The sequence below is a fragment of the Corynebacterium sp. HMSC077D03 genome, assembly GCF_001808545.1.
Taxonomy (GTDB): domain Bacteria; phylum Actinomycetota; class Actinomycetes; order Mycobacteriales; family Mycobacteriaceae; genus Corynebacterium; species Corynebacterium simulans.
In genome coordinates this window covers 1-18,746 of sequence record NZ_KV793653.1, presented here as the reverse complement: position 1 = coordinate 18,746, position 18,746 = coordinate 1, and the positions used below count along the sequence as shown (strand labels likewise).

17 protein-coding genes are annotated in these 18,746 nt (G+C 57.2%); 5 read left to right on the top strand and 12 right to left on the bottom strand.

Going from position 1 to position 18,746, the window contains the following annotated elements; translation table 11 throughout:
* Position 1: 1 nt before the first annotated feature.
* Together HMPREF2888_RS00800 and clpS are read right to left on the bottom strand one after the other, a co-directional pair.
* The gene (locus HMPREF2888_RS00800) at positions 2-538 is read right to left on the bottom strand and encodes a DUF2017 domain-containing protein (RefSeq protein ID WP_061924406.1); all 537 of its coding nucleotides are present in this window, start codon (positions 536-538) and stop codon (positions 2-4) included.
* A 14-nt stretch (positions 539-552) separates the two neighbouring features.
* Entirely contained in the window at positions 553-891 is a 339-nt protein-coding gene (gene clpS, locus HMPREF2888_RS00795; protein ID WP_201040749.1) for an ATP-dependent Clp protease adapter ClpS, read from the bottom strand.
* A gap of 101 nt (positions 892-992) precedes the next feature.
* On the opposite strand from clpS, the gene HMPREF2888_RS00790 reads away from it, so the two are divergent.
* From HMPREF2888_RS00790 to HMPREF2888_RS00780, 3 genes are all read left to right on the top strand, one after another.
* Positions 993-2,333: a nicotinate phosphoribosyltransferase gene (locus tag HMPREF2888_RS00790; protein ID WP_061924449.1), complete on the top strand. Its 1,341-nt coding sequence runs from the start codon at positions 993-995 to the stop codon at positions 2,331-2,333.
* Positions 2,334-2,487: 154 nt separating this feature from the next.
* Positions 2,488-3,507 carry an HNH endonuclease signature motif containing protein gene (locus HMPREF2888_RS00785; protein WP_070432970.1) on the top strand — a complete coding sequence of 340 codons (1,020 nt, stop codon included), beginning with the start codon at positions 2,488-2,490 and terminating at the stop codon, positions 3,505-3,507.
* 145 nt (positions 3,508-3,652) lie between these two features.
* Complete coding sequence (locus HMPREF2888_RS00780) at positions 3,653-5,635, top strand: ATP-dependent DNA helicase (protein WP_371326260.1); 1,983 nt, start codon at positions 3,653-3,655, stop codon at positions 5,633-5,635.
* On the opposite strand, the gene HMPREF2888_RS00775 is transcribed toward HMPREF2888_RS00780, so the two are convergent.
* The 4 genes from HMPREF2888_RS00775 to nrdF form a co-directional block, all read right to left on the bottom strand.
* Positions 5,604-6,290, bottom strand: coding sequence for a peptidyl-tRNA hydrolase (locus tag HMPREF2888_RS00775; RefSeq protein ID WP_061924454.1), 687 nt, complete (start codon positions 6,288-6,290; stop codon positions 5,604-5,606). The two genes, HMPREF2888_RS00780 and HMPREF2888_RS00775, sit on opposite strands and share 32 nt — an antisense overlap.
* Before the next feature lie 34 nt (positions 6,291-6,324).
* The gene (serB, locus tag HMPREF2888_RS00770) at positions 6,325-7,530 is read right to left on the bottom strand and encodes a phosphoserine phosphatase SerB (RefSeq protein WP_070518069.1); all 1,206 of its coding nucleotides are present in this window, start codon (positions 7,528-7,530) and stop codon (positions 6,325-6,327) included.
* 171 nt (positions 7,531-7,701) lie between these two features.
* Positions 7,702-9,396 carry an aa3-type cytochrome oxidase subunit I gene (ctaD, locus tag HMPREF2888_RS00765; RefSeq protein WP_062043443.1) on the bottom strand — a complete coding sequence of 565 codons (1,695 nt, stop codon included), beginning with the start codon at positions 9,394-9,396 and terminating at the stop codon, positions 7,702-7,704.
* Between the two features lie 411 nt (positions 9,397-9,807).
* On the bottom strand, positions 9,808-10,797 hold the full coding sequence (gene nrdF / locus HMPREF2888_RS00760; protein WP_061924418.1) for a class 1b ribonucleoside-diphosphate reductase subunit beta: 990 nt from the start codon (positions 10,795-10,797) through the stop codon (positions 9,808-9,810).
* 413 nt (positions 10,798-11,210) lie between these two features.
* Here nrdF and HMPREF2888_RS00755 point away from each other — a divergent pair, with 413 nt between their 5' ends.
* Entirely contained in the window at positions 11,211-11,927 is a 717-nt protein-coding gene (locus tag HMPREF2888_RS00755) for a FadR/GntR family transcriptional regulator (RefSeq protein WP_070518066.1), read from the top strand.
* 115 nt (positions 11,928-12,042) lie between these two features.
* On the opposite strand, the gene nrdE is transcribed toward HMPREF2888_RS00755, so the two are convergent.
* The 5 genes from nrdE to HMPREF2888_RS00730 all read right to left on the bottom strand — a co-directional run bounded on the left by nrdE (position 12,043) and on the right by HMPREF2888_RS00730 (position 17,073).
* On the bottom strand, positions 12,043-14,205 hold the full coding sequence (gene nrdE / locus HMPREF2888_RS00750) for a class 1b ribonucleoside-diphosphate reductase subunit alpha (protein WP_061924424.1): 2,163 nt from the start codon (positions 14,203-14,205) through the stop codon (positions 12,043-12,045).
* A gap of 113 nt (positions 14,206-14,318) precedes the next feature.
* Positions 14,319-14,750, bottom strand: a complete 432-nt coding sequence (nrdI, locus tag HMPREF2888_RS00745) for a class Ib ribonucleoside-diphosphate reductase assembly flavoprotein NrdI (protein ID WP_061924427.1) — start codon at positions 14,748-14,750, stop codon at positions 14,319-14,321.
* 20 nt (positions 14,751-14,770) lie between these two features.
* On the bottom strand, positions 14,771-15,010 hold the full coding sequence (gene nrdH, locus HMPREF2888_RS00740) for a glutaredoxin-like protein NrdH (RefSeq protein WP_061924430.1): 240 nt from the start codon (positions 15,008-15,010) through the stop codon (positions 14,771-14,773).
* A gap of 443 nt (positions 15,011-15,453) precedes the next feature.
* Positions 15,454-15,576, bottom strand: a complete 123-nt coding sequence (gene ykgO, locus HMPREF2888_RS00735; RefSeq protein WP_003847162.1) for a type B 50S ribosomal protein L36 — start codon at positions 15,574-15,576, stop codon at positions 15,454-15,456.
* Between the two features lie 126 nt (positions 15,577-15,702).
* Positions 15,703-17,073, bottom strand: a complete 1,371-nt coding sequence (locus tag HMPREF2888_RS00730) for a sugar porter family MFS transporter (protein ID WP_061924432.1) — start codon at positions 17,071-17,073, stop codon at positions 15,703-15,705.
* On the opposite strand from HMPREF2888_RS00730, the gene nadE reads away from it, so the two are divergent.
* Positions 17,072-17,896: an ammonia-dependent NAD(+) synthetase gene (gene nadE / locus HMPREF2888_RS00725; RefSeq protein WP_070518068.1), complete on the top strand. Its 825-nt coding sequence runs from the start codon at positions 17,072-17,074 to the stop codon at positions 17,894-17,896. The two genes, HMPREF2888_RS00730 and nadE, sit on opposite strands and share 2 nt — an antisense overlap.
* A gap of 27 nt (positions 17,897-17,923) precedes the next feature.
* On the opposite strand, the gene HMPREF2888_RS00720 is transcribed toward nadE, so the two are convergent.
* On the bottom strand, positions 17,924-18,646 hold the full coding sequence (locus HMPREF2888_RS00720; protein ID WP_246815011.1) for a fructosamine kinase family protein: 723 nt from the start codon (positions 18,644-18,646) through the stop codon (positions 17,924-17,926).
* Positions 18,647-18,746 lie beyond the last annotated feature (100 nt).

Below are 18,746 nucleotides of genomic sequence, written 5' to 3'. Positions count from 1 at the left end.
TTTAGCCCATCAACACCTGCAGCAGAGAATCCTGGCAATAAGCCAACCATTCCACGAGCATGTCGCGGTCCTCGCTCATCGATTCCTCTGGGACATCGCCTGCAGCCACAAACAAACGCAGATCGTTCAAACCCGCAAGGAAGGCATGCGCTTCTTCCTCGCTGATAGTGACCTCCACGCCGCCCGTCGGCCCCAACGCAGTGTTAATAACCTGCAGGTTCTTCAGCTTTGCGCGCGCAATGTCATTTTCATGCAAAGAACGCAAAAGAGAGTTATCGCCTTCGTATTCCTCATCCCCCGGCTTCTCAAAGTCAGGGAAAAGACGAGCCAAGGAAGGGTCTTCCGGCGCCTCCGTATGCCCAGTTGGCATATCCAGCATCTGCGCAAGCTCATCCTGCGGGGCAGACTGAGCACGGGCAATAATCGCCTCAGAGACAGTAGAGGTGAGGTCACCTAAAACCTCGCGCTCCATCGGCTCCAAAATGGTGGTGTAACGCGCCGCGCGCATCAGCGACTTCTTCTTTTTCCAAGCTTGCATCTGACTGTGCCTTCCTAGCCTGCCTGCTGCATCGTGGCCCACAGACCAGCAATCTGCAGCTTCTTTACGTCTGCCTCGACTTTGTCGCGCTCGCCCGTCGATACCGCAGCCTTGCCTTCAGTATGGACCTGCATCATCAGCTCGTTTGCGCGCTTTTTGTCGTAGCCCAAAACCGTCTGGAAGACGTAGGAAACGTAGCTCATCAGATTGACTGGGTCGTCCCAAACGATGCACATCCAAGGGAGGTTTTCGCTGGTTGCAACATCGACTTCGATGGCCTCATCTAATTCCGGAGTGGCCATGGGCGACCCCAGGCGGACAGAACCACCAGGTAGAGCAAAGTGCGCATTCATGCCTTCTACCCTATCGAAATTTCTACACATACATTAAAAGATTAAAGGAGTAATCGCTGCTAAGAAGTTGGCCGCTAGGTACCATTTCCGATGTGACTAACATCGCCGAACATACTTTTCCCTCCGACCCTGACCGCTCCACAGCGCTGCTGACCGATAAGTACGAGCTGACCATGCTCCAAGCAGCGCTCAAAGACGGTTCCGCGCACCGCCAGGTGACCTGCGAAGTTTTTGCCCGCCGTCTGCCCAATGAGCGGCGTTATGGCGTGGTCGCCGGCACTGAGCGTGTGCTACGTGCGGTTCGAGACTTCCAGTTCACCGCCCAGCAGCTGGCGCAGATGGACTTTCTCGATGAGCAGACCAAAGAATACCTGCGCAACTACCGCTTTTCCGGTCACATCGACGGCTACCGCGAGGGTGAGATTTATTTCCCTAACACTCCCCTGCTTACCGTTCGGGGCACCTTCGGCGAGTGCCTAATCCTAGAGACCGTCATCCTGTCGATCATGAACTCCGACTCGGCAGTGGCGTCGGCAGCCTCGCGAATGGTTACCGCTGCAGATGGGCGCCCCATCATTGAAATGGGCTCCCGCCGCACCCACGAATATGCCGCAGTCACCGCTGCCCGCGCCGCCTACCTGGCGGGCTTCAACGCCACCTCGAATCTGGAAGCCGGATACCGCTACGACATACCCGTCTCTGGCACCGCTGCCCACGCTTGGACGCTAGCGCACGTCAACGAGGATGGCTCACACAATGAGGAAGCAGCGTTTCGCTCCCAGATTGATACGCTCGGAGTTGATACCACCCTCTTGGTCGATACCTATGACATCACCAAGGGTGTCGAAACCGCAGTGAAAGTAGCCGGCCCACAGTTGGGCGGAGTACGTATCGATTCCGGCGATCTCGGCCCAGTTACCCGCCGCGTGCGCAAACAACTCGACGACCTAGGCAACCACAACACCAAGATTGTGGTCTCCTCCGACCTCGACGAGTTCGCCATCGCGGGCCTACGTGGCGATCCGGTTGACGTCTACGGCGTGGGTACCTCCGTCGTTACCGGCTCCGGCGCGCCAACTGCCGGCATGGTCTACAAGGTCGTTGAGGTAGAGGGCCATCCGGTGGCAAAGCGTTCTTCTTCGAAGCAATCGCAAGGCGGCGCCAAGCGTGCTTTGCGCACCTACCGCTCCACAGGTGTCGCGGTCGAGGAGATTGTGCTGCCTTTCGACGCCGCGGATCCTGACACTGGCACTCTTTCCACCCGCGAGATGACAGTCCCGCTAATGCGTGACGGAGAGATTGTCGAGGGACTGCCCAACCTGCACCAGGCCCGCGAATATCGTGCCCAAGCGATTACCACCCTGCCGTGGGAAGGCCTTGCGCTTACTCGCGATGAGCCGGCAGTTCCGACCCGCCTGGTGGGATTTCCTGAGCACTCGTAACTCCGCTGGCAAAGCCACAGCTGTGGATAACTTTGTTGACGAATAAACGAAGCTGACCGGGCTGCTAGGCACCAGACTAGACCGGCCGAGAGTTATCCACAGGCAGAAAATTGCCTCTTGTTTTGTCTTCTTGGCAGCCCCTACTGTCAGGGCTATGACAACCACGCACCCACCGCTTATCGCAGCGTTGCGGCTCGACGTCACCAGCCTAGAGCCCATCGCTGGTCTAGACGTCCGCGCTCTCACGCGCATGGGTGTAAGCCGTGTCGATGCAACCATGGCCGTGCGCCTCGCCGAGGTTTATTACGGAAAGACTCATGCCACACGCCTCCAGGCCGCAGCCCGCGCAAATGCTCAGTCCCAAGGCCATAGCCTGCGCGTTCTAGAGAAGATCGAGGGAAAACTAGCGAAGATACGCAACTCCTGGCAGATACGCGCTCGCCTTTGTGCCACACCGGAGCACCTTATCGACGCCACCGCCCGCAAACTCATCAAGAAGCCACCGCGGAAACCACGCGCCAGCTTTTCCCACGGCGCGAACGGATGGATGCGGCTGGCCATTACCACCGACAAACCTTGGCTGAAGGATGCTCTCCAGCGGATCACCGGCCTTAGCGATTCCGTTACCCCTAGTGAGTCGGCAATCCTAAGAGGCTTCGAAAAATTAGGGCGGGGTGAGGCCTCGCTTAGCGACGTCGCTCCTGCCCCAGCGCGTGTAGCCAACGTCATCATTACGCTCGACGAACTCACCCAAATCGCACAAGGCGCTGGGGAAGAAATACAGCTACGAGCAACCGACGGTACGGTGCGCAACGGCGCCGATTTTGTCACTGAACGCTTAGCCCAGCAGGGGCTTGCAACCCTCGTTCATCCGCGGCACGGGCCAGTTAATCAGTATCGTATGCAGCGTTTTGCCAATGCGAAACAAAGGGACATGGCGCTTTCGACATTTCCACAATGCGCGCATCCCGGATGTACGATTCCCGGCACAGACTGCCAGGTTGACCACATCACCCCTTGGAAGTCGGGAGGCGAAACAAATGCCGGAAACCTATTGCCCTTGTGTCGTTACCACAACGGCCTGAAAGCAGAACATGCTACCTATCGGCGAACTAAACAAGGCGTCATGTTCATCCCGCCTTTCGCTGACCCCATCGCGTGCCGAGTTGATTAGCCCTAGCCTTTCAAGATTAGCCCTAGCCTTTCAAGGACAGCTCGAAAGGCCAATTCGGCATGCCTTCAGCATTGCTCCGGCATTGCTGCGGTTGGCTAAGCCTCTGGGTTCTTACTTAGTGTGGCAAGTAGCTAGACTGTGTCGAGTGAGCAACCAGCCTTTGAATCAAACCACGGAACTGCTCCTCGATACTGCCGTCGAAGCGCTCGGCGGCGCGCGGCGTGATGGCCAGATGAAGATGGCAAATGCAGTCACGCGCGCGCTCGAGTCAGAGCGCCATCTTGCGGTGCAGGCTGGCACCGGTACGGGCAAGTCGCTGGCTTATCTGGTTCCGGCGATCAGGCATGCACAGAACTCCGGGCACACCGTCATCGTCTCAACTGCTACCTTGGCGCTGCAGCGTCAGCTTGTTGAGCGTGACCTTCCGCGATTGGTCGACGCTCTGGAAGCGGTAATGGAAGTTAAGCCCACATTCGCAATCATGAAGGGCCGTTCCAACTACCTCTGCATGAACAAGGTGGCGCGAGCCGAGGAATTGGCGGCGGAAGATGCCCTGATGGAAGAACAAGAAGTCTCCCGAATGGGCCGGCATATTCAGCGCATCTATGAGTGGGCGGATGAGACCGAATCGGGTGACCGCGACGACCTTGATCCTGGCGTCCCCGACTTAGCTTGGCGCCAAGTTTCTGTCACTTCTGCCGAATGCCTCGGCGCATCGCGTTGCCCGCACGGTGAGGAATGCTTTGCTGAGGCGGCGCGTCGAAAAGCAGCGGATGTCAACATCGTGGTGACGAACCACGCCCTGCTTGCCATCGATGCGGTATCGGATATCAATATTCTCCCCGAGCACGAAGTTGTAATCATCGATGAGGCCCACGAACTCGATGGGCGTATCACCTCGGTGTCTACTGCGGAAATCACCGGTCGTGCAATCAAGATGGCGGCTAACCGTGCTAAGTCTCTTGGCGCGCAAGGCAAAGACCAGAGGCTTTCGCAGATGGCCGATGAATTCGTGATGCTTCTAGGCGAGTTTCCGCCCGGCCGCTGGATCGATATGCCGGACAATGCCAAGCAACAGCTGACCGCGCTGGGCGATACTCTACGCGATTGCAAGGAAGCCATCGCTCGCGCGCCTGAAGGTGAGCAGACAAACGATCCAGAAACCTTCGCCGAACGCCAGAACTTGGCCAATCACTTGGTCACTATGTCCGAGGCAGTTGCCCGTATTCTGGATGTCTTCGCCACTGGTGATCCTTCCGCGCAGGAAGACGTGGTGTGGGTAGAGCGCGATGAGCGTTCGATGATCGATACGTTGGCTGTCGCTCCCTTGTCCATCGCTGGCATGCTCCACGAGAAACTCTTCGGCGAACAGACTGTTGTGCTTACCTCGGCAACCCTTGCGCTCGGTGGCCGCTTCGATGCCATGGCCGCGCAATGGGGCATGCCGAAAGGAACGTGGGACTCCCTCGATGCGGGCACTCCTTTTAACCCCGCCGAGAAGGGAATCCTTTACGTAGCCAAGCACTTGCCACAGCCAGGCCGCGATGGGCTCGCTACAGAGACACTCGAGGAAATGCGTGAGCTCATCATGGCCGCAGGCGGCCGGACCCTCGGGTTATTCTCCTCGCGGCGCGCTGCTGAACAGGCAGCGCAGGAGCTCAAAGCGAAGCTGCCTTTTGATATTTATGTCCAAGGCGAAGACTCGATTGGAGCGCTTGTCGACAAATTCAGCAAGAACGAAAACTCTTGCCTCTTCGGTACGCTCACGCTCTGGCAGGGCGTCGACGTGCCGGGGCCTTCCTGCTCACTCGTGCTGATTGACCGCATCCCCTTCCCCCGCCCCGATAATCCCCTCATGCAAGCGCGTACCGAGGCCGCGCAGGCAGCAGGGCGCAGTGGGTTCATGGAGGTATCTGCAACTCATGCGGCACTGCTCATGGCACAGGGAGCTGGACGGTTATTGCGCTCGATCAATGACCGCGGTGTCGTCGCAGTCTTGGATAGCCGCCTCGAAACCAAACGCTACGGCGGATTCCTGAAAGCATCCATGCCGCGTTTTTGGACAACAACCGATTCCGAGACGGTAAAGGCAGCGCTTAAACGGCTCGTGGCAGCGCACACACAGTAGCAGAGTCAGGGGCGACCTCGGTAAAGCCGGCGTCGCGGATGATGACGGCTTCAGGTCGCGCGCAGGCTTCTTGGAAGTCGGCGTGGCTTACCTCGCGTACTGAAAGCGCGAAGTCGCGCTCAGCCCACGCCCGCGCCTCGTCGAGGCTCATTGCCGCCGCAAGCATCATCGACCCATGCCCCACCTGGGCCGCTGCTTTACCGGCCGACATTCCTAGCGAACCATCGACGTAAATAGCCGGCGTATCCGGTGCTGCTGGGCCTGGTTCGTCCCGCTCTAAGTCGGTGTGACCGATTTGTAGTTTCCGAATGGCCGGTTCAACATCAGCGACCGCAGAAGGCACAAAAGCACGAGCACGATCGCTAACGGTTACGCCAGGTAGCTGTTGGACATCGCTCCATGCTTTGTTCCGCGCACGGCGTGCGACCTTGCGGATGCGGTGTCCATACCACTGCGCGAGCGCTTCGGCGAAAGCACCATCCTCGCCTGCTCGCTCGTCGAGGCATACCGCCACGACTGCCTGGGCTGCGGCCTCAAGGACCTCAGTACGGCTCGGAACGGGCTGCTTTGGGATATGCAACGCAATCTGCATTGCTTGAACGGTTTCCGGCTTTGCAGGATCTTCTGGGTCGTCACGCCAGTTGCGCGAGTCCATGGCGCTCACCAGACGTGCATGTGCAACATCAAAGCTAGTCAATTGCAATCTCCTCTGCGGGCACCCCAAGAATCTGGAGAACTTCGTCCATATACGGATGATTGACGGAAGCATCAGCGACTTCTTTAAGCGCAGGTTTCGCATTGAACGCGATTCCGAGGCCCGCAGCAGTGATCATATCGATGTCATTGGCGCCATCCCCAACTGCGACTGTTTGGCTCATCAGGAGACCCGAGTCCGCGGCGAACTCGCGAAGGAATTCTTCCTTCGCCTTTCGGTCGACGACCTTGCCGATAACACGGCCGGTGAGCTTTCCATCGACGATCTCCAGGGTATTAGCGCGCACATAGTCAAGCTCCAGTTCCTTGGCAAGGCTTTCCAGCACTTGGATAAATCCGCCGGAGACTACAGCAGTGCGATACCCCATCCGCTTTAGGGTTCGCACGGTTGTCCGCGCTCCTGGGGTAAGCTCCAACTGCTGAGCAACTTCGTCGACTACTGCCACGTCCAAGCCAGCCAAAGTAGCTACACGCTCACGAAGAGACTGCTCAAAATCGAGCTCGCCCCGCATTACCCTTTCGGTTACTGCAGCGACTTCTGCTTCTTTGCCTGCGTGAGCGGCCAACATTTCGATGACCTCTCCTGTGATAAGAGTGGAATCGCAATCGAAGCACACGAGGCGCTTTGCCCTACGCTGCAGGCCCGCTCTCTCGATCGCGATGTCAACGCCAAGCTCATTCGACAACTGCGCCAAAGCTGCACGGACTGGATCGGCAGAGCCTTCCAAGCTAATGAATAGTTCGAATCCTAAAAGCGGGGAAGTCGACAACCCGCGAATGCGATCGATATTCGCATCGAAGTTTGCCAGGCACTGAGCAAGTGATGACATAGTCTGGGCTGATAACTGCTCCCCCAGAATCACCACCGAGTGAGTCGAGCGCGGGCGGGAGCCGGACTCTGCCTCTTCTACAGACAGAGTCACCTGTTGGTTATAGATACTCAACGTATTGCGCAGACCATGTTCCAGTTGCGGCAATCTTTCGCCAGCAACACGGACATAGGCCGAAAGCGAGATGCGGCCCGAAAAGATGGCTTGCTCGACATCGACAAGCTCCGCGCTATGCGAAGAGAGCACTCGGAAGAATGCCGCCGATACGCCAGGCTTATCGGGGCCGGAAGTCGTAATCACCGCGAAGGTATCACACGCGGGAACCTTTACGTTGTCAGCTTGATAATCCACTCGGTTAGTATCCCACGCGAATCGATGGAAATGGGAGTAATCGCCAAGCATTTGACTTGGATAGTGCCTTGAACGCACAAAACCGCCTCCCCCGTTGCAAGTACAGTTGGGGAGGCGGTTGTCAGGAGTAAAGCGGCTAGCTCTAGTGCTTAACAGTCAGTGCTAAAAGCTCTAGTGGTGGCCGACGTGCGCTTCCTCGCGCATGCGCTTAACCATGTGCGGGTAGTGCAGCTCGAAGGCCGGACGCTCAGAGCGGATACGCGGCAGGGAAACGAAGTTGTGGCGCGGCGGCGGGCAGGAGGTAGCCCACTCGAGGGAGTTACCGTAGCCCCAAGGGTCATCAACGGTAACGATCTCGCCGTAGCGCCAGGACTTGAAGACGTTCCAAACCAGCGGGATAACGGAAGCACCGAGGACAAAGGAGAAGATCGTGGAGATCTGGTTGTAGACGGTGAAGCCATCAGACTCGAGGTAGTCAGCGTAGCGACGTGGCATACCCATGTTGCCCACCCAGTGCTGGACAAGGAAGGTGCCGTGGAAGCCGATGAAGGTCAGCCAGAAGTGAATCTTGCCGAGGCGCTCGTCGAGCATGCGGCCGGTCATCTTCGGGAACCAGAAGTACAGACCTGCGAACGCGGAGAACACAACCGTACCGAACAGGGTGTAGTGGAAGTGCGCAATCAGGAAGTAGGACTCAGCAAGGTGGAAGTCCAGTGCCGGGGAAGCGAGCATAACGCCGGTCATACCGCCGAAGAGGAAGGTGGACATGAAGCCCATAGCGAAGATCATCGGGGTATCCCAGGTGATGTGGCCCTTCCACATGGTGCCTACCCAGTTGAAGAACTTAACGCCGGTCGGAACCGCGATGAGGAAGGTCATGAAGGAGAAGAACGGCAGCAGGATAGCGCCGGTAACGAACATGTGGTGCGCCCACACAGCCATGGACAGGGAGCCGATGGCCAGAACCGCGAACACCAGGCCGATGTAGCCAAAGACTGGCTTACGGGAGAAGACCGGAACGACCTCGGAGATAACGCCGAAGAACGGAAGTGCCAGGACGTAAACCTCAGGGTGGCCGAAGAACCAGAAGAGGTGCTGCCACAGGATGGCGCCGCCGTTAGCGGAGTCGTAGATGTGGCCGCCGAGCTTGCGGTCATACAGGATGCCCAGTGCTGCAGAGGTCAGCAGCGGGAAGATCATCAGAACGATGACGGAAGCGGTGAAGATACACCAGGTGAATACCGGCAGGCGGAACATGGTCATGCCAGGCGCACGCAGGGTGAGGATGGTGGTGATCATGTTGACTGCGGAAGCAATGGTGCCAACACCGGTAGCGCCAACACCGACAATCCACATGTCGGCACCGATTCCTGGGGTGTGGACAGAGTCAGCCAGCGGGACATACATGGTCCAGCCGAAGTCAGCAGCACCACCTGGGGTGGCAAAACCAAGCAGCATTACGATACCGCCGGTCAGGGTGATCCAGAAGCCGAATGCGTTCAGACGTGGGAAGGCAACGTCCGGCGCGCCAATCTGCAGCGGCAGGATGTAGTTACCGAAACCCCACACAACGGGAGTAGCGAACAGCAGCAGCATCACAGTGCCGTGCATGGTGAACAGCTGGTTGAACTGCTCGTTGGACAGGAACTGCAGACCCGGGCTGAAAAGCTCAGCACGAATCAACAGGGCCATGAAGCCACCGAGGAAGAAGAAGCTGAAGGACATGATCAAGTACATGATGCCTAGCTGCTTGTGGTCGGTGGTGGTAAGCATTACCCAAGCCTTAGAGCCGGTCTTGGCATTGCCAGTCGGCTCTGGACGGGTTGGCGCGACGTAATCGTCGAGCCTTGGCGCCACAGCGGTCATTAATTTCCTCCTGAAGAACAAGTGCCATGCACGTCAAAGCCTAAAAATAAGCCTTAGCGCCACAACACCTAAGTTTACTCGACTTATATTAGGGGACTTCGCTGTGAAATTTCCAGCTTTCCCCAATGACCATAGAAGCTAGTTAACCCCGTTTTTAGGCAGTATTTTTCGAAAATTCCCAGCACGACGGCCACCGGCCGAAAACCTGCCCCAAAACCATTGCACTTCTGCGTGATTCTCGCCACAGGATTTTGCGGTTGCCTGGCGTCAAAACGACGAAACGCACCCCCTAAGGTAATCAACCGGAAGATTGATTAATCCTTGGAAGTGCGCGTGACTCCCAACGCTCAACAGTCGCTGTTAATTATGCGACTCAAGAGAGGGAGGTGGCAGCCGAGCTGGCGGGGCGAGTTAGAAGTCCCAGTCCTCATCGGTGGTGTCTTCTGCCTTACCAATGACATAAGAGGAACCAGAGCCAGAGAAGAAGTCATGGTTCTCATCCGCGTTCGGAGACAGCGAAGACAAGATGGCCGGGGAAACCCGGGTCTCGTCCGCCGGGAACAGCCCCTCGAAGCCGAGGTTGTTCAGCGCCTTGTTGGCGTTGTATCGCAGGAAGCGCTTGACGTCTTCGGTCCAGCCGAGCTCGTCGTAAAGATCTTCCGTGTAGTCAATCTCGTTGTCGTAGAGATCGTAGAGAAGATCGAAAGTGTATTCCTTAATTTCTGCCTGCTCTGCTTCAGAAAGCTCGTTGTAGCCATTCTGGAACTTATAGCCGATGTAGTAGCCGTGAACGGCTTCGTCGCGAATGATCAGGCGGATGATGTCCGCGGTGTTGGTGAGCTTAGCGCGGGAAGAGAAGTACATCGGCAGATAGAAGCCGGAGTAGAAGAGGAAGGACTCAAGCAAAGTGGAGGCGACCTTCTTCTTCAGCGGATCGGCGCCCTTGTAGTAGGACATGACGATCTTTGCCTTGCGCTGAAGATTCTCGTTTTCCTCAGACCAACGGAATGCATCGTTGATCATCGGAGTGGAAGCCAGCGTCATAAAGATGTTTGAGTAGGACTTCGCGTGAACCGACTCCATGAAAGCGATGTTGGTGTAGACGGCTTCCTCGTGCGGAGTCTTTGCATCTGGCAGCAAAGAGACAGCACCAACGGTGCCCTGAATGGTGTCGAGGAGGGTAAGACCCGCGAAGACACGCATGGTGGTCTGCTGCTCGTGCTCAGTCAAGGTCTTCCAAGACTGCAAGTCGTTGGAAACAGGCACCTTCTCTGGCAACCAGAAGTTGCCGGTAAGGCGGTCCCAGACCTCGGAATCTTTATCGTCTGGAACGGTATTCCAGTTAATAGCCTTCACAGGCTCTGCGTGGCTAGCGATGTACTCGTCATACTCGTGCGACACGGTCAGACTCCACCTTCTTCTTAAACGGAATTCATCTTGGGCTAACTGCGGTTAACCATTCTCCGACGAGCGTACCACCCTAGGCCCGGCCAACGATGAGCGCTGCAGCTTTAGAAAGCGGCCTAAACGGCGGTCTCAAATGCGGCCTAACAAGTAGTCTCAAGGTCGGAATCAAAGACTGCCTAATCTGAGCTTTAGAAAAGCCGGGAAATACAACTTTGGTGCGTACCCCGAAAGTTTAGAGGTTGAACGCAATTCAAAAACTATTGCACGCATTGAAAGCGTTCGATTCGGCAATCGCTTAAGATGTATTTACGTTTCAAGATTGGCTTATGGATGCCGGCAATTATTCTCTTTCAGCTTTGTCTCGTGCACTCTCAAACTGCGGTCTCATAAAAGGAGGAGCCCCTACAGTGACCAGCACCAGCGAGTCTCCTACTCCCCTGCTCAATACTGTTCTGGACGAAATCGGCGCAGAAATAGTGAGCGGCGCCATTGAAACTGGCCAGCGCTTCACCTTGCAAGATATCTGCGTTCGTTTCGACATTTCGCGCACCGTTGCCCGCGAGGCCATGCGCGCTCTGGAGCAGCTAGGCATGGTTTCTTCCTCACGGCGCGTCGGTATTACGGTTCTTCCGTTGAGCGAGTGGTCAGTATTCGATCAATCGATTATTGACTGGCGCCTAGCTTGCGAGGCTTCCCAGAAAAAGCAGCTCAATTCTCTCAACCAGCTCCGCCTTGCCATCGAACCGATCGCCGCAAGGATGGCCGCCACGGAAGCAACGGAAGAGGAAAGAGAAGAAATCCTGGAGCTCGCAAAGCGTCTCCACGAGTTGGAGATGAAGCCTTCCCGCCGAGTTGGCGAAGAGCTAGCTACGGATCTGCGCTTCCACAGTATGGTGCTGCACGCTTCGGGCAACGAGATGTTCGCGGCGCTTACCCCTTCCCTACTCTCAATGCTCAAAGGAAAGTCAGTTTTCGGTTCGGAAAAGCGCAACCCCATCGCCGGCACCGCCCACTTGCATCAAGAGTTGGCGCGCGCAATCGCGGAGCAACGCCCAGACGATGCGGAGAATATCGCGCGGGCCATCCTGGACGAGGCCCGCGCAAGCGCCGGAGCGAAGGCTTAAAAGGCTCCTTTGCGCCAAGCAAGGGGAAAGAAGCAAACAAGCAAGGCGAAAAGAGCGAAACAAACACAAGAACAAAAGTAGAGCCCTCACCCGTTAAGGTGAGGGCTCTTTGCAGTTAGAGCATGCAGGAAACGCAGCCTTCGACTTCGGTTCCTTCAAGCGCCATCTGACGAAGGCGGATGTAGTACAAGGTCTTGATGCCCTTGCGCCATGCGTAAATCTGCGCCCTGTTGATATCGCGGGTGGTGGCGGTGTCCTTGAAGAACAAGGTCAGGGACAAGCCCTGATCCACGTACTTGGTGGCGGCAGCGTAGGTATCGATGATCTTTTCGTAGCCGATCTCGTAGGAGTCCTTGAAGTACTCCAGATTGTCGTTGTCCATGTGCGGCGCCGGGTAGTAGACGCGGCCAATCTTGCCTTCCTTACGGATTTCGATCTTCGACGCAATTGGGTGAATCGAAGAGGTCGAGTTGTTGATATAAGAAATGGAGCCTGTCGGCGGCACTGCTTGTAGGTTGCGGTTGTAGAGGCCATGCTTGGCGACGTCCGCCTTCAGCGCAGCCCAGTCTTCCGCAGTTGGGGTGTGGATAGACGAGGCGTCGAAAAGCTCCTGCACACGTGCGGTGCGTGGGGCGAACTCGGCTGGGTCATAACGATCGAAGAACTCGCCAGAGGCGTACTCAGACTGCGGGAACTCGGAGAAGTACTCGCCGCGCTCGCGGGCAATCTTGTTGGAAGCACGCAGAGCAGCGTAGAGGACCGCGGCGAAGTAGGCGTTGGTGAAGTCCAGCGCTTCCTCGGAGCCGTACTCGATGTGCTCGCGGCCCAAGAAACCGTGGAGGTTCATCTGGCCAAGGCCGATGGCGTGGGAATCATCGTTGCCCTTGCGCACGGAAGGTACAGAGTTGATGGCGGTCTTGTCGGCCACGGCGGTAAGGCCGCGGATGGCGGTCTCGACGGTCAAAGCGAAGTCTGGGGAATCCATGGTGGTGGCGATATTCAGCGAACCAAGGTTGCAGGAGATATCGGAGCCCATGGTCTCGTAGCTGAGATCGTCGGCAAATACGGACGGAGAGTTGACCTGCAGGATTTCCGAGCAGAGGTTGGACATGTTGATGCGACCGGTCTTGACCGGGTTCGCGTTATTTACGGTGTCCTCGAACATGATGTACGGGTAACCGGATTCAAACTGCAGCTCGGCGATGGTCTGGAAGAAGTGGCGGGCGTTGACCTTCTTCTTGCGAATGCGTGGGTCCTCGACCATCTCTTCGTAGTGCTCGGTGATGGAGATGTCACCGAAGGCCTTGCCGTAGACGCGCTCGACGTCGTATGGCGAGAACAGGTACATATCGTCGTTCTTCTTGGCCAGCTCGAAGGTGATGTCCGGGATGACGACACCCAGGGAGAGGGTCTTGATACGAATCTTCTCGTCGGCGTTTTCACGCTTGGTGTCGAGGAAGTTCATGATGTCTGGGTGGTGCGCATTGAGGTAGACGGCACCTGCGCCCTGACGCGCACCCAACTGGTTTGCGTAGGAGAAGGAATCCTCCAACAGCTTCATGACTGGGATAACGCCGGAGGACTGGTTCTCGATGTGCTTGATCGGAGCGCCGGCCTCGCGGATGTTGGACAGTAAGAGTGCCACGCCGCCGCCGCGCTTGGAAAGCTGTAGCGCAGAGTTAATGGAACGGCCGATGGACTCCATGTTGTCCTCGATACGCAGGAGGAAACAGGAAACGAGCTCGCCGCGCTGCGCCTTGCCAGCGTTGAGGAAGGTCGGGGTTGCCGGCTGGAAGCGGCCGGTCATGATTTCGTCGACGAGGTGCTCAGCGATGGTGGTGTCACCGTCTGCCAAGAACAGAGCTGTCATAGAAACGCGGTCCTCGAAGCGCTCGAGGTAACGGCGGCCGTCAAAAGTCTTGAGCGTATAAGAGGTGTAATACTTGTACGCACCCAAGAAGGACTTGAAGCGGAATTTATAGGAATAAGCGCGCTTGAATAGGGACTTGATGAAGTCAAAGTCGTACTGCTCGAGCAGAGCTGGCTCGTAGTACTTGTTTTCCACCAGGTAACGCATCTTTTCTTCCAAGTCGTGGAAGTAGACCGTGTTCTGGTTGACATGCTGCAGGAAGAACTGGTTGGCAGCCTCGTGGTCCTTATCGAACTGAATCTTGCCCTCTTCGTCGTAAAGGTTCAGCAAGGCATTCAGAGCATGGTAATCAAGCTGTTCTTCTGGCTTCACTGGTTCGGCTACGGTCTTGCCCAATTGCGTTGTCACGGCTTTTGGAGCCTTCCTTTGCTTGGCAGCGCATGTCTTACGCCGCGGTGAGAAACGGTTTAGAAAAATATGTAAGGTAACTGCGCATTGCACAGTTACCTATTTTTATAAGTTTAGGCAGCGGCTTCCAGCCCTAGGGCCGTTGCGTTCGCCAGCAGGCCTTCCCTGCAAATCTTAACGTCTTCATCGGTACCAAGTAACTCGAAGCGATAAACGTAGGGCACCTTGCACTTGGCGGAGATTACGTCTCCGGCCTTGCCAAAGTCTGCGCCGAAGTTACTGTTTCCGCCGGAGATAACCGCGCGGATGAGGCCGCGGTTGTGCTCATTGTTGAGAAAACGAATGACTTGCCCCGGAACAGGGCGAGAGTTCTCGCGGCTAACAGAGGCCCCTCCCCCGTAGGTGGGGCAGACAAGAACATAAGGCTCATTCACAATGAGCGGCTCATCATTCTTACGCAGTGGGATGCGGGCGCTTGGCAGGCCCAGCTTGTCAACGAAACGGCGGGTATTTTCCGTTGCGGAGGAAAAATACACAACCAACATTGCTATAAGCCCTGCCCCGTTTAAGCGGTGGCGCTTAGAGCGGCCAGCTCCTTGATGCGCTCTGGGCGGAAGCCAGACCAGTGCTCACCATTAGCCTCAACGACCGGCGCCTGCACGTACCCCAGTGCCATGACGTAGTCACGAGCATCATCATCAAGGGTGACGTCTACAGAGGTGTATTCAAGGCCAGCACGGTCGAGGGCCTTCTTAGTAGCGTTGCACTGGACGCAGGCTGGCTTGGTGTAGAGAGTGATGCTCATGATGAAAGTCCTTTGACGCTAGTTCAAGTTTTTAAGGGTTATCCGGCCTAACTAGGTGCGCTTTTAGCGCTTCATCCAGCCCACCGGAACGACACGAACGACACTATACTTTGTGGCGAAAAGCTGCAACCCATACTATATATAGTAGTTACATTCGTGATATTCCCAGGATGTTATCTACCCAGGCCCCACATGTTGACCTACCCAACGCACGGCCATGAAATTACATCGATGAGACTCCTGCAGGTTTACCTGCCGGCAACCTAAAGTTGTGACAAAGAACACTATTGTCACCAATTCTTTGCCCACCGATCGTTTTAACAACACCCGCAACAGGAGATGCGGATCGGGCAGCCAAGGCGACGTCGGCAAGCGTAAAAGAAAAGCACCCGCCTAGAACCGAAGTCCTAGGAGGGTGCTTCTAATCAAGAAAGCCGATGCTTCTAGCCCTGGCGAGCCTTGAAGCGCGGATCCTTCTTGTTGATCACGAAGACCTTACCGTGGCGGCGAATAACCTGGGCGCCCGGCTTCTTCTTCAGCGACCGAAGAGACTTACGAACCTTCATCGGGCGCTCCTTTCGTTATGCGCAAACTTCATGCGGTTGAATACTTTTAAAGCACAGCCATCAAAGTTACGGCCATGACACGAGGAAAAATCTTACCCCACGCGCGCGCCATAACCAAAACACTGATTAATTAGCGTAGCGCTCCTGCATCTCATCGCCTACTTCTTCCAGACTACGGCCCATCGTCTCCGGCACCAACAGCTTGGTATAAGCGATCGCCGCAAAGCCTAAGAAAGCAAAGATCATAAAGGCAACGGGACCAGTCAACCACTCGACCATTGGCAGGAAGAACTGCGCGACCGCCCAGTTGGTTACCCACAGGGAAAGCCCGGCGATACCCATGCCGATGCCGCGGACCTCAGGGGGAACGAGCTCGGAGATGAGCAGCCAGGTGGTCGGCGATACAGCGGCCTGCTGGAAAGCAATGAAAAGGGCCATAAACGCCAGCGACAACAACGCCATAGGTGTTGAGCCCTCGGCAAAGCGGTACGCGATGGAAAGAACGACCAAGGAAATGACGTTTCCGGTCAGGCCGATGCTGAGCAGGCGCTTGCGCCCGATGCGGTCGACGACTTTCAGACCCAACCAGCAGGCGACTACGGAGACGGTGCCGATGAGGATGGAGGTATACACGGCGTTCGCTGTAGAAATACCCACCTGACTCATCATGGTCGGGGCAAAGTACACGATGGCATTAACGCCGGTTATCTGCTGAGTAAGCCCCATCAGCATGGCAAGCAGCACGGTCACTTGCAGCCAGCGTTCTTCCTTTAGGCGCGCCCATTCGCCGCGTTTTGCGGCTCCGGAAGCTCCCGCCGCCCCAGCGGTTCCGAGCTCGGTTCCAGAGATACCGACCCGTGCAGCAAGCTTCCAGGCCTCGTCGATGCGATGCTTCTTTAGCAGCCAGGCCGGTGTATCGGGCAAGAAGATCATGCCCACGGCGAGCATGGCACCTGGTACGGCGGCAAGGCCTAGCATCCACCGCCATGAGCCGGTGCCGGCGAGCGCGGAGTTGACCAGGTAGGCCACCAACTGACCGACGACGATCATCAAGGTATTCAGCGAAACCAGGCGGCCGCGGGCACGCGCTGGGGAAATCTCGGAGATATACATCGGCGAAACAATGGATACTGCGCCTACCGCAACCCCCAGGAAGGTGCGGGCGGCAGCTAGTGCCACAACAGAACCGGCAAGCGCACACCACACCGAACCAGCGACGAATACTGCGCCACCGAGAATCAGGGTCTTGCGGCGGCCGATTGCATCCGCGACGCGGCCGGCAACGAGCGCGCCGACGGCGGCGCCAACTAAGAGCATGGAGGTAACCCAGCCCTCCTGGTTGGCATTCATGTCGAATTCGGGACCGATGAATAGCAGCGCACCGGACATAACGCCGGTGTCGTAGCCAAAGAGGAGGCCACCTAGTGCGGCGACTGCGGCGACGACTTTGACATAGGTTTTATTTTTCACTCGTTCATCCTTGCAGCCCGCTACCATGGGCGTCATGTCGCAAACTGGACTTCCGCTGCAAGAAAGCATCATAAAAGCCCTGGGTGTTAAACCCTTAATCGATCCAGAACAAGAAGTGGAATCGCGCGTTAACTTCCTTGCGGATTATCTGCGCAACACTGGCGCCAAAGGTTTCGTCCTGGGCATTTCAGGCGGGCAGGATTCCACTCTGGCCGGCCGCCTGGCGCAGATGGCGGTGGAGAAAGTTGAAGGCGCGCAGTTCTGGGCTGTACGTCTGCCGCACGGCGTGCAGGTCGATGAAGAGGACGCACAGATTGCCCTTGACTTCATCCAGCCGGATCATCGCCTGACGGTGGATATCGCCCCGGCCACGCAGGGCATTGACGACGCCGTGGCGAAGAGCCTGGGCAAGCCGGGCTTAGGCGATTTCAACCGCGGAAACGTCAAGGCCCGTCTGCGCATGACGGCACAGTACGCCATCGCCGGTGAGGTCGGCGCGCTGGTCATCGGCACCGATCACGCTGCTGAGAACCTCGCGGCCTTCTTCACCAAGTGGGGCGATGGTGCGGCTGACCTCGTGCCGCTGGAAGGGCTCAACAAGCGCCAGGGCGCCCAGCTGCTGCGCCACTTGGGTGCGCCGGAGTCGACGTGGAAGAAAGTCCCCACGGCAGATTTAGAGGAAGACCGCCCACAGCTGCCTGATGAGGAAGCTCTCGGGGTAAGTTACGCTCATATCGATGACTACCTTGAGGGCAAAGAGGTCCCGGACTCTGCCCGTACCCGTATCGAAGAGCTCTGGCATCGCGGCGCGCACAAGCGCATCATGCCGCCGGGCCCGCACTCGCTTTAGCTCCGTACTCGCTACAACGAGCCCGACCTATCCTTCTAGAAGTTGCAGGGTGGCATGCGCGGCGTCGCCAAGCGCGCGATGATAGGCCACGCCATGGGTCAACGCGTGTACCGCAAGGGGATGTAGCTGATGGAGCGGGAACCAACGCTTTTCATCGGGCGATAGCCCGTAGCCGCGATAGATATCGTCCAGGTAGGGCGCGCCAAAAAGAGCCAGCATGGCCAGGTCAGTGTGCGGGTGCCCGCCATGGGCGGCCGGGTCAATCATCACCGCACTTTCGGCAGTAAATAACACGTTTCCGGCCCACAAATCGCCATGGATGCGTGCGGGACGCACATCCCACTGCCGCTTTAGCACCGCATCGCAGGCGCGCTTGACGACGTCCCGGTAGCCCTCATCCAGCGCACCATTAGCCTCCACGAAGGGCAGCACCCGCTGGTGCACATAAAAATCGCCCCAGTGCTCGACCGGCCGGCATTCCTGCTCAACACGGCCAATATAATTGCGGCCCGTCCACCCCTCCGGAGCCACACCGAAAGCATCCGCGCCAGAGGCGTGCACCTCCCGCAGCGCCCGCCCGAAAGCCTGCGCCGCACTAGCCGTGGGCCGCGACTCCACAACGCGACGGGTGCTAATGAAGCGCGCTCCTACTCCCGCCACCTCAGCAACAACGTCAGGCCGTGCCTGCGCCAGCCACCGCAACCCCGCTACCTCGACGCCAGCTTGGTCCGCAGTGCCTACTCGCTTCATAAAAGTCTCCATGGCGCCCCACCGTACGCCCCCACCCCGGACATGTACTCTTAGCAGGAGCTAAGAAACAAAGGGATATACGACAAAAAGTGTGTCTTTT